At 47.2% G+C, this 15,111-nt stretch carries 11 protein-coding genes; 9 read left to right on the top strand and 2 right to left on the bottom strand.

What is annotated here, in order from left to right; all coding sequences use genetic code 11:
- The first annotated feature begins 218 nt into the window (after positions 1–218).
- From O3276_RS02030 to O3276_RS02015, 4 genes are all read left to right on the top strand, one after another.
- Positions 219–2,456, top strand: coding sequence for a Rho termination factor N-terminal domain-containing protein (locus O3276_RS02030; RefSeq protein ID WP_269674136.1), 2,238 nt, complete (start codon positions 219–221; stop codon positions 2,454–2,456).
- Between the two features lie 378 nt (positions 2,457–2,834).
- A complete protein-coding gene (locus O3276_RS02025; RefSeq protein WP_269674135.1) occupies positions 2,835–3,617 on the top strand; it encodes a hypothetical protein in 783 nt (260 codons plus the stop codon).
- On the top strand, positions 3,560–3,937 hold the full coding sequence (locus O3276_RS02020; protein ID WP_269674134.1) for a DM10 domain-containing protein: 378 nt from the start codon (positions 3,560–3,562) through the stop codon (positions 3,935–3,937). Before O3276_RS02025 ends, O3276_RS02020 begins: the two co-directional genes overlap by 58 nt.
- Before the next feature lie 311 nt (positions 3,938–4,248).
- Positions 4,249–6,606 (top strand): M26 family metallopeptidase, encoded by a 2,358-nt coding sequence (locus O3276_RS02015; RefSeq protein ID WP_269674133.1) that lies wholly within the window; start codon positions 4,249–4,251, stop codon positions 6,604–6,606.
- 88 nt (positions 6,607–6,694) lie between these two features.
- Here O3276_RS02015 and O3276_RS02010 read toward each other — a convergent pair whose 3' ends face one another.
- A complete protein-coding gene (locus tag O3276_RS02010) occupies positions 6,695–8,908 on the bottom strand; it encodes a hypothetical protein (protein ID WP_269674132.1) in 2,214 nt (737 codons plus the stop codon).
- 223 nt (positions 8,909–9,131) lie between these two features.
- Between O3276_RS02010 and O3276_RS02005 the strand changes: the two genes are divergently transcribed.
- Positions 9,132–9,758: a hypothetical protein gene (locus O3276_RS02005; RefSeq protein WP_269674131.1), complete on the top strand. Its 627-nt coding sequence runs from the start codon at positions 9,132–9,134 to the stop codon at positions 9,756–9,758.
- Position 9,759: 1 nt separating this feature from the next.
- Entirely contained in the window at positions 9,760–9,924 is a 165-nt protein-coding gene (locus O3276_RS02000; protein ID WP_269674130.1) for a hypothetical protein, read from the top strand.
- Between the two features lie 22 nt (positions 9,925–9,946).
- Here O3276_RS02000 and O3276_RS01995 read toward each other — a convergent pair whose 3' ends face one another.
- A complete protein-coding gene (locus O3276_RS01995) occupies positions 9,947–11,110 on the bottom strand; it encodes an ankyrin repeat domain-containing protein (RefSeq protein ID WP_269674129.1) in 1,164 nt (387 codons plus the stop codon).
- A gap of 112 nt (positions 11,111–11,222) precedes the next feature.
- Between O3276_RS01995 and O3276_RS01990 the strand changes: the two genes are divergently transcribed.
- The 3 genes from O3276_RS01990 (at position 11,223) to O3276_RS01980 (ending at position 15,111) form a co-directional block, all read left to right on the top strand.
- A complete protein-coding gene (locus O3276_RS01990) occupies positions 11,223–12,959 on the top strand; it encodes a hypothetical protein (protein ID WP_269674128.1) in 1,737 nt (578 codons plus the stop codon).
- A 126-nt stretch (positions 12,960–13,085) separates the two neighbouring features.
- A complete protein-coding gene (locus O3276_RS01985; RefSeq protein WP_269674127.1) occupies positions 13,086–13,742 on the top strand; it encodes a hypothetical protein in 657 nt (218 codons plus the stop codon).
- Between the two features lie 226 nt (positions 13,743–13,968).
- Positions 13,969–15,111 (top strand): efflux RND transporter periplasmic adaptor subunit, encoded by a 1,143-nt coding sequence (locus O3276_RS01980; RefSeq protein ID WP_269674126.1) that lies wholly within the window; start codon positions 13,969–13,971, stop codon positions 15,109–15,111.

Here is a 15,111-nt window from a genome sequence, read left to right as displayed (position 1 = left end):
TCCTGCTCCTCTACAATTACTTGTCAAGATTCCACAAATAATAAATCAGTTTTAATGTCATACATCAGATTCGTCGACATATTATATTCTGTGAGCACGGACTTTACTGACGAGACTATTTTTTTGACAGGCTCCTATTGATTTGGTGAATAATTATGATCTCCTCGAAGTGTAATTCATTTCATTCTGAATATGCATCCTCAGTTGCCGGGGATAGTATGTCTGAAACGCTTGACACTCCTTTGCAAAGAAAAGGAGTTCCAGCTCATCCTGCTTCTGATAGTCTTTCAACGCGTACTGTAGAGCCTGAAGTTACTACTAATCACCTTGGCTCTCCAGGCTTTAGCTCTGTTTTTTTTGATGCCAGATCTCAGGAATATCTCCTTCTTGTAAAAGCTATTCGTGTTTTGGAAAAAGGTCCGACGTTTAATGATGAAAAAATTGGTTCTGTTTCCAGAAAAAAAATGACCGTTTCTCAACTTAGGCAAATGAAGAATGACTTAAAAGTTGAAAATCTTTTTAAGTTAAGACAGCTGGAGCTTATTACAAACAAGATCTTTTCTCTTAAATTAGATTCTAAAGAAGAAATAAGACAACAAGACATTGCTAGTCTTCTTGAGATATTGTCTGATTTTTACAGCCCTGATAATTTTATACAATGCATGATATGTATTATGCAAAAAGTGTATGGAGAACATTTTAAAGCCTTGAACCTATACAGTGCTACGCCCATCACGGTTGCGCTACTCAACAAGGCTCAATCTATGAAATTACCAATAACTGTTGCCGCCAAACATGAGATTGGAGAAATTGTCGAGCTAATTTTCAGGATTGTACTTAGCAAGGACGATATGGGGCAGATATCATCTTTTCCACTATGGTGTAAATTTTGGGAAGGGTATTTTACGATAAATATTATCTGCAGCTGCATTAATGCTGATGGCAGTCATTATTGTGCACCTTACTTTAGTCCAGAGCTACCGGTAAAAGTAGCTTTGAAATGTTTTGGTCGATTGCCACACTTAAGTGAAAGGGAAAAAGAATTTCTGCAGATAAAAACCTATGGGGGTAAGCTTGATGTCATCAAGATTCAGACGTTACATTTCAATTTGCTGATCGGAAAAGAGGTTAACACGGAACTGGTGATTTCCTACGTAAAAGAGAGTTGTCAGATATTTCAACATAAGTCAGTCATTAGTGTTTATGATGATCTTAAGCGTTATGGGCTGTTGCAGTTGTTGCATACTGCAACAGTTTGTGTATTAGAAAAATCTGAGCACGATGCACGACGATTAATTGAATGTTACGAATACTTTTCCTTTCTGCAGCCTTCAGCAGGTGTATTGAAAAACTATATGCAGGCCAGGTGTGAAGAAATATACGGTTCCGTTGATACAGCCAGCTCTATTTATCAGTCCCTGGTCAGTGGAGAAAATCAAGTTCCGGTATTTGAAGAATGGATTCGTTGCCTGGAAAAAATGGGTGATAACGAGGCGGTATATAATGCCTGTATAAATGCAGCAGATTATTACAGAGATAAAGGTATCAAATGGAGAGAAGAGTTCTATGAGCACAAGGCTGTTGCTACGATGATGATCATGACCGGGATGGATGATCTGAAGAACGTTGATCAATCTCCAGGGCAAGATGAGGTAGATGTCAGCGTTGATATTAAACCACAAGCTAAAGTCGACCGCAGTAAACCGCAGCAAGGTAATAGAAAAAACAGACTTAAACGGGGAGCAGAAGCTCGTACAACGGGCTCTCGACGTAGAGAAAAAACAGAATCTGCTCAATCCTGCCATCCACCTTGTCCAGCAATAAAACTCAAACAAGACACTGCTCATGCTGTGCATTCACGGACAGTGAAAACCGGTTCTTCAGAGCCCGCAAGCAAAAACAATGAGCGGGATTACTGGAGAGAGTTGAATGAGCTATTTTTGGATTACTATCACGTTCCTCATAAATACCGGGATGCTGTCGAGCGTCTTTCCCTGGAAGCCTGTCAGTTTTTTCCAAATGATATATGGATTCTTCATTCTGCGGGTTGGGGCTTTCATCTTATTGGCGATGAAAAAAAAGCCGCTGAGCTGCTATTGAAAGGTCTGCGCCAGTATCTGAACCGTGATTACCCTGAGGTGAAAAGCTTTATACCTGTTGATGTCTATGGCAGCTTTGAAGCAGCCCTGGATAAACTCAAGGTTCACCCTGACATCATGCCTGGCTCATCCGCAGGCCTCAATGTGGCCGCTTATTTAAGCTCTCTGGCGTATGTTTATCGGAATTTTGATAATCATTATGATGCGCAGATGCGTTCTTTGGCTAATTGGTTGAACCCCGCCAGGGAGGCCCGTAAAAAAGAAAAACTGCAGCTAGCTTTTACGCCAAAGGTAAATGTAATTACTGCGGAAGTTGGCCAAATTATCAGAAAGAGTATGGTTTTTGACCGTGTCTAACTCGCTTAACCCTTCCAGAAAGCAGGCGCAAAAAGCACAAGGGCGGTAATAACCTCAAGGTTTCAGAATAAGAAACGGAGCGAACCACGGGCACGCAAAACAAATCAGGAACTAATCATAAAGGTCAGGTAGCTTTCCACGGAATTGATCTGAGTAAAAAGAGTTTCCAGCTACATGGTGTTGATGCCAAAGGTCATGTGGTTATCAAAAAGAAACTTACATCACAAGGCACTCTTGCCCTTTATAAAAACACGCTCTTTCGAGCAACCAACCACCACGTTCGTTGTTCCCAGGGGAACCGCTGCGGAACTTATTAGTACTTCTATACTCTAATGGGCTATAAACCATAAGAATTAAATTATCAAGGAGTTACCGACAATGGAACAAATCAGACTTGGCGCTCTGCCAGCACTAACTCATTCATGGTTCGTGCATTGCGAATCCTCACTGCTAACCAGGTCCATAACCTGCTATGTTAATGGCATCAAAGCATTTTTTGGTGGTTATTCTGTCGGGGTTTTAGACGGTAACACCCAAAAGCTGATGCAAGAACACCCAAATGCATGGTTCACCCAAACACTCCATAAACCATTAACAGCTTTTAACATTAGTATCCCGTCAGCCTGCAGGAACTCAACGGACTATGTTTACAAAAAGATCGATAAACTACATGTTGAAGGGCGTTGGCTTGAGGTTAAACTTGCTTACATGGAGGATGACCGTATTGTTCCAATCCCCATGTACAACTCCGATAATTCCCTGTTTCCCATATGCCTTAATGGTCAAGCTTGCCGCTCTGATACTGACACCATAAAACCTGGCAAAAAAATTGTCTGCCGACATTTCGCCTGGGCTTATGCCACAAGAATGTTGGGTCCGGGAAAAGGTGCGTTTGCAGAAATAAACACGGTAAAAAAAATACAGTCAACTTTTACCAACATACCTGATATTCCCATCCTGGATGCGTTTAAGTATCCAAATGGACGAAAAGATGGCCCAATGACACCGCCAACACCTGGCAGATCCTATTTTGCTGACGGATATCATTTCCATGAGGAAACGTTTTCTGAGGCTCTTGCGAAGCTGGTAGAAAGTACTGGAATATGGCAGGTGGTGATGAAAAGAATTTTCTTTTTTCTTCAAGGCAAAGAAATGAAGTAACCGGTGGCCACTCAATGGCCCTGAGATTAAAGAAGCACGAAGGATGCATGAAGGTTATTTTTTACGACCCTAATTCTACACTCATGCATAGAACAATCCTTCTCTCGGAACCTGGTTTGGCTGCACACATTAACCGTGAAGATCTTCGAGCCAAGCACTTCTTTATTGGAAAACTGATCAATATTGATGATAGGAAGTTATACGCCGATGAATGTGATGTCCAAGGCTTTGGTGTCTCACCTGAAGAACTTCGAATACATGCAGCCCCCGGGCATGATGAACATCCCTTAGTCAAAGCACGATGGAAATCTTCACTTTAGAGTTCTCAAAGCGCATTAGTTCAAGGGAATAATCTGCTAATTACTCTTTAGTCATGATGGCAAACTTTTCCTTGCAATTCGGAGCGGACCATATGTGACCCCAAAGCAGCTGACTCATGACGTAAGGTCAGTGATAATCAGGAAAGAAATTGCTGTGGGCTTTATATAGTCCAAAGCAATCTTACCAAAACTGAAATAACGACAAAAAAGCCTTCTAGGCTAAAGGCTATATTAACCATATATTTTGTTTTGCGCCCATACAACAATGGAACGTTGAATGTTTAAACGGAACAATTTCTATGGAGTGAATTGTGCAGCCACTTTCTTCAACTCATACAGCCCTGTCAGATGTAACCGGCAATCCCTGCCTTGACGAACCGGCAAAAAACCATTCCACCGGCAAATTAGGCATTTTTGCAGTTGCCGTCCAGTCAGGTGTTACCGCTTTCTTCAGCTCTCTTTCTCCCAATTATGTTCCTGAACATCAACGGCAAACCAATCAGCCAACTACCCTGGTTGCCAATACCATGTCTGCTGAAAATAAAAACGACAAAACAAGTTTAGTGGCGAATGTCTTACAAGGGGTTGGGCTGGCCAGCAAGGCAATTTCCTGCTGGGTACCACATGCCAGTGCAGTGAGTGATGCGGTAGGAACACTCTGCTCTTCCTTTTCCCTGGCTCATAGCCTGGACAATATGGGCAAGTCAGGTAACAAGTCGGGTAAAGAGTCAACCAACGGTTCGGAAAATGAGTCAGAAAGCCATTCACAAAATATCACCAATAAAAACCGGGAAGCTGAAAAGCCGGGTAAGCCAGTAACCACTTCCGGTACAACAGTCAGTGTATCCGGTCCGGCCAAAGCAACCGTCGCCCTGATGGCGATGGATCGGCTAACGGGTGCTTCGGCTCTGCCCGCAGAAGGAAAACGAGGGTCCCGGAACAACCCGATACCCGTGGATGATAGTAAAACACTGGGCAACATCGGGAGTAACGATGACTATCCCATGGACGCCCACTATCAACAGAGACGAAGCTTCAGCCATAACACCGGTGTTCCGGTTGGCAATGACATTAAGCCATTTAATGGCACCTTTGACGGTGGGTGCCATACCATAAGCGATCTGAAGGACTGTTTGTTTGGTGAACTTGGGTCCGGTGCCGACGTTAAGAATCTGCTTATTGCCAATTCCACCATTGACCAACCCAAAAAGCAGCACTCTGCTGTACTGGCCTGCAAAATGTCCGGTGGATCTGCGGTCAGTGATGTCCGGGTTGAGCATGCCAATGTTTTAGCCAGCAAACGGGGAAGACTAGGAAAACCATGGGGGGAAGCCAGTGCCGGTGTGATCACCGGGTTTCAGGAAAAAAAGAGCGTTCTGAAAGATATTGAGATTGTTGACTGCTCAGTCACTTCTTTCAAGGAATACACCTATACCGGAGCCGGGGGAGGATGGGTTGAAGGTGACATCGAGCGCATGATCGTTAGAGACAGTCAGGTTTCCAGCGAAGGGCTCTCTTCTCACGCCGCTATAGGTGGTGGGTTGGTCACTGGCCAGATAAAACAACTCACTGTAGTCAGCTGTAATGTCACAACGAAGGGAAAAGGCACGAGTGCTGCTGCGATTGGTGGTGGGCGGGTTGGCAGGTGGGTTCCGACTGCTGCTGGCAAGGTCAGCGAGATTGTTGCCCTGAATAGCCATGTCAACACAGAGAATGAACGCAGCTTTGCTGCTATTGGCGCTGGGTCTCTCACTGATAAGCAAAGTGAAATCAACGGCATAACGGCTATCGATTGTTCTGTTTCAGCAAGTCACAATCGTTCCTGGGCTGCTATTGGTGCAGGTGAGAACGAGGGGCAAGTTACTGATACCACCGCAGTGAACAGCTCAGTCAACGGTCGTGTTGCAGATATTGGTCAGGCAGTGGGATCAGGCAAAGTGAAGGGTACCGCATCACTGAACAGTCGGGTTAACGGTGAACTGAAAAACATCGGCAATGTTACTTTACCCGGGTTGTGTCGTACGGTTGATGCACGTTTTGTGACCATTGATTGCCAGCTGAACCCTGATTCACTCACCGAAGATCATTGGAACTGTTCAAGCCCCCCCGCTGCTGCTCCGGGCTCGGTTTCTCAACCAATAAGGGCACCCGTCAATAAAACCGTGATGGCTGATACAACCTCACAACAACCGGCATTGACACCACTCACAACAGCAAAGGCCAACACAACCAGCCCGCAGTCCAGCCCAACTCTGACAACCCCGGCCCCGCTCAGCGAGCTGGTAATGTCCGATACAACCATTACAGGCCACACCATCACAACGCCGTTAACGTCCATCAATCCCACGATCACTACCACAGCACCATTGGCAATGGCTGCAATGACAACCACAGCACCAGTAACAGACAGCGTTGTGACGTTACCGGAAGCATCAATGACATCTGTCGGCATGCCGCCAACACCGACACTACCCGCAACGCCCACACCATTGGTTGAAACCCTGAACACGGGGGTGATCCTGGGTGCCAGCCTGGGTACAGCTATCACGGTCCTTGCAGGCATTGGTCTATGCGCTTTGTACCAATACCATCGTCGGAACCAGGCACAAATACAAACGGAACCCGAAACACCGTTGGAACCCTTAATAAACCAGCAGGTCAACAACTGATTGTACCCATTTATGAAGGTTCTGCTGCCTGGGCTGTGTTAACCATGCAATTATTTCAGGACAGACCCTTACTGCACAGACAATTAACCTATGTCCGCGGAATTAACGGCATCCGTTCATTATCAGTGGGTGCAGAAATATTGCCCGCTCCTCTGCGGCTTCGCTGTGAATTATTGGATCCATCCATGGTAAGGCTGATGTCTCTCCTGCCTCTGGCCATCAAAGGCTCGTAATGTTTCCCCGCAGCCCTGGACGATCCTCTGTGGCAATAATAGCGATAGAGACAGAAACCAATTCCGACCAGCACAAAGAGCACTCCGCCAAAGGCAATACCGACTATGACCCCGTTACTCAGGCCCGACGTCGACGGGCTTCTGTTACTGGAGGCAGATGGTATTATTGTTGGGGTAACAGGGCATAACCGGCGGGTATTACTTCTGATCAATCCGACAAAATCATCATTAAACTGGCAATCCGTTGTCAGCAGTCGATGGTTAAGGCCTGCACATAACTTATCCTGCTCGGAACGACAATCGTTGTCTGTATTGTTCTGCTCGCGACCATGAACATGAACATTACAGATATCGGGTTCAGGCCCACCCCTGACAGCAGCTGTTGAATATTCACCCAGGCTATCGACCTGGCAGTTAATCGCCGTGGTGCTGACCACAGTGCCACCGGAATCAATATCCCCCACCCCGATACCTGCCGTTGCCTCCTTGCCCGAGGCTAACACAGTGCAATTCAGCGCGGTGGTGTTGGCAATCGTTTCAGATACCGTGCTATGTCTGATCAGGCCCGCCCCGACGCCTGCGCCTCCACCAGAACCTGTGGATTTCACATGACAGTTCACGGCTGTGGTGTTGGCAACAGTGGCCAAGTCAAGGAGCACCCGCCCGGCACCGATGCCTGCCCTGCCACCTTGACCGGAGGCTACAACAGTAGAGTTCACTGCGGTGGTGTCGACAACCGCACCAGCAACAGAAGCTCTGCCCACGCCGATACCTGAGTCACCATTCTCTCCAGAGGTTACTACCTGGCAGTTCACTGCTGTGGTGTCAGCCACCGTGTCGAAGACATTAGCCATGCCCGCGCCAATGCCAGCCGAGCCAATGCCAGAAAATCCGGATAAATCTGCACCCGCGTTTTCCACCTGACAATTCACCGCCGTGGTGTTGCTGACCCTGCAGATATGATGATCAAGCCACCCTGCACCAATGCCTGACCCGCCACTGCGAGTCACCACTTTGCAGTTCAATGCCGTAGTGTTGGCAAGCGTACCAACCCGAAGGTATCCCACACCAATGCCAGCATTGCCATAATCAGGTGTAACTACTTTACAGTTCACTGCTGTGGTGTTGGCAATTATGCCATGACCATCAAGGTGTCCAGCGCCAATGCCTGCGCCCCCTCCTGCCGAGGCTGCCACGGTGCAGTTCACCGCTGTGGTATTGACAACCATGCCTCCTGTAAGCCGACCTGCGCCAATACCTGCCTTGGCACTGAACCTGAATCTGGATCTGGAACTGTGTGCTTGTACATTGCTGTTCACTGCCATGGTGTTGACAACCGTGCCACTGACATCCCCGCCGATAATCCCCCCAATGGCCTTTTTACCCAAGGCCACTACCCGGGCATTATCAACACAAATATTGCTGACTGTGGCCTGGTCTGAAATTTTACAGGCCACCACCCCGGTGGCACCTGTGGAGGTTATATTGGCACCGGTAAAGCGCAGGCTATCCACACGACCCTCACCGGCCAACGTTTTCACCAGGCAATTTCTGAGGTTGCCAATGGTCCGTTTTTCTTCGTTGCCTCGGAGGATGCCGGTAAAGGGATGAGTGTCATTACCAATGGACTGGCGCGACTGGCCACCGTCAATATACGCAACGGTTTGCTGGTAATTGCCGTTGAGCGGGTAGTCCGGATCATGGCCAATCTTGCCCAGGGTTTCGGCATCAGCCACCGCAATCCACGGGTCATTGTTACGGTTGCCGGTTACTGCCATGCCAGCAGTGGCAAGACCGGACAGCCCCCCCGGCACCACTGCGGCATCCAGCGGCTGACCAGTGCGAGCCAGGCTGGCCGGTTGGCGACGGTGCAGCGATGGGTTGTTGTCTTCATCGTTGTCGTTTATCAGGATTTTATCCGGAGTATTGTCCGGCAAAAGCGGTTCTACACCTGACTCCCTGAATACAGCCAGGCTGCCCCAACGTCCCTGTGGTTCTAAAGACATTGTTGTTACAGGTTGCCGCTCACCTGCGGTGCCTACCCTGGACTCGACCGATGGCTCTATCAAAACGACTACCTCATAAAAATGATATTTATTATCTTGTGGTTTAGCTTCTGTCCAACAGATAAAATAGACTGGGCAAGACAAAAAGCCCAGGAGCAAAAATGCTCAACAAACGGCAAGTGTAGTCAGGCTTATGGCATGAGCAATAATGATTTGAATTTTCTTCATGAGTTTGTGAACTTTCATTGTAAAAAATACTCATAAGAAAAAACACGAGGAATTTACTATGAATTTATCTACTGTTAAGTCCAGTGAGTTAACCACATCAAATACTGCTGCTTTCATTTCAGAGCAATCCTCAACAAGTGACAATTATCATTCATCACAAATATTTATACCAAAGGGTGATCAGCCATTTGATTTGCAAAGATTGCTTTCTAGCAGGAAAGTAATAAAAAATGATCCCACAGCTGAGTTGAGCATTAAACTTTTTGGTAAGAATTTTTTATCAGGGATCACAGTGTTTTCAGATAAACCTGAAAATGCTTTTTGGACGTCTACTCTAACAAAAGAAACCACAACCGAAAAAAATACAACTGCCTGGATAGAGTGGTGTAGACTAAACCCTTCGAATTCTTTGTTAGGAAAAACTGCAGCTCAATTTCAGGTTTTAGAAACAGCAAACATATTCCATATTGACTCAAATGAAAAATATAAATGCTTATTAAAAGAATATCCTCATCCAGTAGTTCATAATTATGTAAATTGGGAACGTGTTGCCATTAATTTTGATGCTGTACATTGTACACAAGATTTTCGTATTCCCAATTGGGATTTTGAATCAACAGCATGGTTCAATAAAGATAAATTAGTATTCCTGAAATGCCTGAATTCACAAGAAATTGACTTGTAATATGCATCTGGAAAAGCTGGGGGTATTCTTCCTGGCGCAAGAACCAGGTAAACAGAAACTGGCTTTGATCTTTCTTTTGAATGGATTAAAGCTTCAAGACCTGTTACTGGCTCCCAGCTCCAGAGTCAACCTCGGCCAGACTCTATTAGCACTGCAACAGCAGTGATGGTGTCAGACCTACCATATTGCTAATCAAAAATAAGGTTTCCCATCAAAGGCGCATACACATAGTCTTTGAGCTGTTGCTTATCCACCGGCAGCTGCGGCAGCAACGGCTTCAGCGGCAGCATCGGCACCGATTTTGACAACGGTTGTCCCGTTTCTTTACTGTGCGCAACCAGGCGCGAGCGGATAGAGGCCCGGGCGCAGACCTGAAGTGATTGGGGTTGAAAATTTTCCGGCTCATTATTCCGATTGATGTTGTCAAACCTGCCAGTCTCGGCCAACAGGACTTTCAAGTTGCGAATTCTGCCCTTGGCAAAATTCAGCGGTGTACACCTATTCCAGTCTCGCGCCTTACAGTTGGCACCCTCAGCCACCAATAGTTGTACTTTCTTGCCCGAACCACTTTTTGCTGCCAAATGTAACGGGGTCCATTGTGTGCAGTTGTCTTGCCTGACTTCAAGGTTAGCCCCCTCGGACAAAAGCAGCTTCAGATAATTCAAGTCGAAACAGTGTTCGCTAGCCGCATGGTGCAATGATGTCAGTTTATATTTATCAGCTGCATCAATATTGGCACCGGCAGCCAGAAGCACCTTGAATACCTCCAGCGTGTCGTTTATGTGAATCGAACAAATGAGTGGCGTTGCTTTATTCATATCCCTGGCATCAATATCGGCTCCCCGGACCAGAAGCTCTTTCGCTACCTCGCCGCTACAGGCTCTGTGCAGCGGAGTCCGGCCTGAATCAGAGCGGGCATTAACGCAGGCACCTGCATCGAGAAATACCTTTAATATCTCCAGATCGGCTTTAGAACAAGCCGGGAACAGTGGCGTGTTTCCGCAATTATCCCTGGCCTCAATATCAGCTCCCCAAGCCAGAAGCTGGTGCACAGTCTCCCCGCTACGGGCTCTATGCAACGGAGTTTGACCTGAATGATTATGGATATTCACGCGGGCACCCGCAGCCAGAAGAAAGTTGAGAACTGCCGGTTTTTCCGAAGTTACCGCCAGAAACAGTGGAGTTTCGCCATACCGGTCCCTGGACTCAATATCAGCCCCCTGTTCCAACAAGGTCTTCACCGATGCCAGGTCACCATCCTTGGCTGCCTTGAGCAGATTTTTGTCGTCCGGGGACAGTTTCTTTGTTGCGCCCATCAAGACATTTTCAACGTCTCTCAACAGTGTAAGCATAACTACTTCCATGAATTATCTCTGACAATCGTCGATAACCCTGCAAACTGCCTTAACGAATATGGCAAACAGGTAACAGGTTGCAGATCAGGCACAAGGGGACAGGATCTTTATGCCACAAATCAACAATTCTACCACTCAACACATTGTCCAGCCCGGCATCCATAAGTCTGACGACAATGACAAACAGCGCAAAAAGGACGCCACAGCAAGATTCGGCGATCGTCAGATATCGGTCACTAAGTCTGTATCGGTAAGGGCTAAAATCGCAAAGGCCGCAAAAGCGTTTGTGACCTCAAAGGTGCCGGGGTTTCTCCTCCGGCAGAGGAAAGTCGAAATCACCACACCCGAAAGCAGTCCGAAAGTACAGCAACCTGATAAACAACAGGGATCCGGGCACCAAATACGCCCTGAACGGCCACTGCCAAAGCCACCGGGTGACAATAGTGACAACCCCACCTCTCATACCGTGTCAAATAATAGCAGGCCGCTACCACCACCGCCCGGTAAACATAACAAACCATCCTCGAAAAAACCCAGAAGGCCGCTGCCACCACTTGTCCATCATAATGAGCAGACACCAATGAAAAGCAATCGTCAGCGACTGCCTCCTCTTAAGCAATACAAAAGACCATTACCGGAGCTGCCGGTTGACAATAGCGGTCAGATGCCCGATGAAAGCCTGACCATGGTCACTACCAGATCTGGCAATACCCTGCCCACAGCGACCACGGAGACATGGCAAGCCGCTGAGTCAACCGGTGTTGACACCCTGTATCAGGATATCAGGGAGCAGTATGCTGGCCAGCTGGCAGGCCTCGAAGGTACCAATGATTCCGGGTACCAGACGCAGACTATGGAATCGGTAATAGCAGCAGAGGAATCGCTGGGCGCAACAGAGCTTAACTCATTGCGAAAAGACAAATATAACTCCGGACAGATCGGGCTGAAAAATATCGAACTAAATCCGACCAGAGAAGCGCTTGATGAGTTGGAAGGTCTCAAAACGCAATGGCAAAAGGCAAAAACGGCAATAACAGAATGGCGGCAGAAAAAAGGGGATATGGATAACCAGTCCCCTGGCGACCAGAGGAAATTCGCAGTGCTTGCCAGGGCCGAAGCAGCTGCAGGCCAGGATTTTCGTACCGGGCTCAATTTATTTCTGACACAGTGCCGCAGCAAAGAGTGGCGGGACAGCGCTGCTGACTTGAGCATAGACGCCTTTTATAGACTGCAAACCATCATTCAGGCATCACCTCTGAACGATGAAGAGAAATACAGGCATGAAAGTGTGGTAGCAACCGTTGCTCTCTTCGAACAACAACAGCTGCCCGGCTATAAGAAGAAGACCAGAAAGAAGAAGCTGAATGATGCACTGCTACGGCTGGATAGTTGTGAAAAGCTTCTATTGACCAATAACGCGTTGGACAACCCTAAAAAGCTGGAACTCTTTGGTAGTTTACATACCAGAATCGTCCGTCATTTTGCCGTTGAGGAGCCCTGGCAAGACCAGAAAGTCAGGCTCGACAAGGGTAAGGGGGATCTTCTTGCCTTTCAGCTCTTATTACAACACTCAAAAACAGGCGGCAGTGGCAAGCATCCAGACCCGGATAACAGCGAGAAACGACAGTTACTGGAGGATTTCGTGACCAGGAAAAGCGAGGCCCTTGATCGGCTGCAGACCGTCAGGAAAACCTACGATGAGCTTGATGCTGTTAATGAAGACACATGGGAAGACTATGGAGAACTCCTTGAGCTTGCCGACGAAGAGCGTAGCCTGACAACACAGGTAGGTCGCTGGACAGAAGAAAAAATAGCAGCAGCTCAGAAAATGATCAAAAGGGAGTAGAACTCAGGGTAACAATAAAGGATCTTCCCCCTGCTTTTCTGCTTTTCATGATTTGAATTTTATCCATGACTTTGTGAACTTTCCTTGTGAATAAACACTCATAAACGTAAACACAAGGAACTTACTATGAATTTATCTCCTGCGAAGTCTAGCGAGCTAACCAGTTTACATAGTGCAGCTTTACTTTCAGAGCCATCCTCAATATATGATAATTATCATTCAGCACAAGTATTCATACCAAGACGTGATCAGCAGTTTGATATGCAACGATTGCTTTCTAGCAGGAAGGTAGTAAAAAATGACCCCAGTATTCCGTTTAACTCAAAACCTCTGGGTAAGAATTTTCCATTATGGCTGAGATTGCCGAGAGATAAACCTGAAAATACTTTTTGGACAAGTACTCTAAAAAAACAAACTGCAACCGAGGAAACTGAAACCGAAGAAATCAAAACCGAAAAAAACACAACTGCCTGGATAGAGTGGTGTAGAAATAACGGTATGCGCATTTTTCTGGGCAAAACTGCGGCTCAATTTCAGGTTTCAGATACAGCAAATATATTTCATATTGACTCATTTGAAACGTATGAACACTTATTAAAAGAATACACTCATTCAGAAAATGATAATTATATAGATTGGGAACGTGTGGCCATTGATTTTGATGCTGTACATTGTACACAAGACTTTGATCTTCCCGGATGGAGTTGTGAATCAACAGCATGGTTTAATAGAGATAAATTAGTATTCCTGAAATCCCTGAATTCACAGGAAATTGACTTGTAATGCGGAATCTGAAAGAGCTTGGGGCAGTCTTCCTGACGCAAAAACCAGGGCAGCCGAAACTGACATTGGTCTTTCTTTTGAATGGACTCAAAATTACGAAAAGTTATCGTAATCGTCAGGGTATCATCGAACCTTTTAGCGATATAATCCCCCCATTAATGAATTCAGTCAGACTTCCGCCAAATTCTGATGTCCCTTATTCCCACAGGCAGGAGACCTCCGGGTCATGACAGCAAGCTCTCTCTTCACTCAACCGGGGTTGGTATTGGCTCGGGCAGCGACCACCAAATCCCGGGCAATCCTGCTGGTCGCCCTGACCTGCCTGGCAGTTTTTTCCCAGGTCGCTTCCGCTACAGCGGCAAAAAGCCAGGCTCCTGCGGTAACGGCCTTTCCAGTGACGGCCACCACATTGCAACAGAGTCTGATGGCACTGGGAAATCTGAAAGCCAACCAGTCCGTTGACATTGCCCCGCAAATCAATGGCCGTATTGTTGCCCTGCATCTGCGCGATGGTGTGAATGTCAAATCAGGACAGCTGCTGGTTGAACTGGATGACCGTGAGCAGGAGGCAATCACCGCCCAGGCGCGAATTGCCTTTGAGGATGCCCAGCGGCAACTGGACTATATGGAAGCTTTGATCAACAGCAAAGCCATTTCCGTTGAGCAACTCAAGGCTCAGCGCGCCACGGTTGATCGTCTTGAAGCCGCGCTTCAGGCAGAATTGGCCATACTGGATCACTATACGCTGGAAGCGCCTTTCACCGGCATGTTGAGTTTCCATGAACAGAGCGTTGGTGCCCTTGTCAATGCCGGTACCGTGCTGACCACGCTGGATGATCTCAGCACCATGAAATTGACCTTTGACCTGCCGGAAAACACCCTTGGCCAGATCAGCAAAGGGGCCCGTGTTTCAGCAACCACTGATGCCTGGCCCGGAAAAACCTTTACCGGCACCATCAACAGCATTAACCCCCGGATTGATCCGGTCAATCTGACCTTTCAGGTCAGGGCCCTGCTGGATAACCCTGAGTCACAGCTTCTCCCGGGTATGCTGATGCGTACCTCTATTGAGCGCCCGAACCAGCAACAACGATTGGTTGTGCCTTCCCGCAGCATCCTGTATGACGGTAACCGCCGTTATGTGTTTGTGATTGATGAGCAAAACCGGGTGGAACGCAGGACCATTACCACCGGGCAAACCATTGATCAGTTCATCGTTGTCGTATCCGGACTGGTGGAAGGCGAGCGGGTAGTGAATGAAGGTGCGGTAAAAGTCACCGATGGCCGCCGGGTAAAGGTGCTTGAGAAAGGGCCGTCGGTTCTCTCTGCCAACCCGGTCACACCTGCCGCTGCCAATGGATTGCTGTAA

This window comes from Endozoicomonas sp. GU-1 (genome assembly GCF_027366395.1).
Taxonomy (GTDB): Bacteria; Pseudomonadota; Gammaproteobacteria; order Pseudomonadales; family Endozoicomonadaceae; genus Endozoicomonas.
The sequence above is the reverse complement of the archived record's forward strand: the minus strand, read 5'-3'. Positions and strand labels throughout refer to the sequence as shown.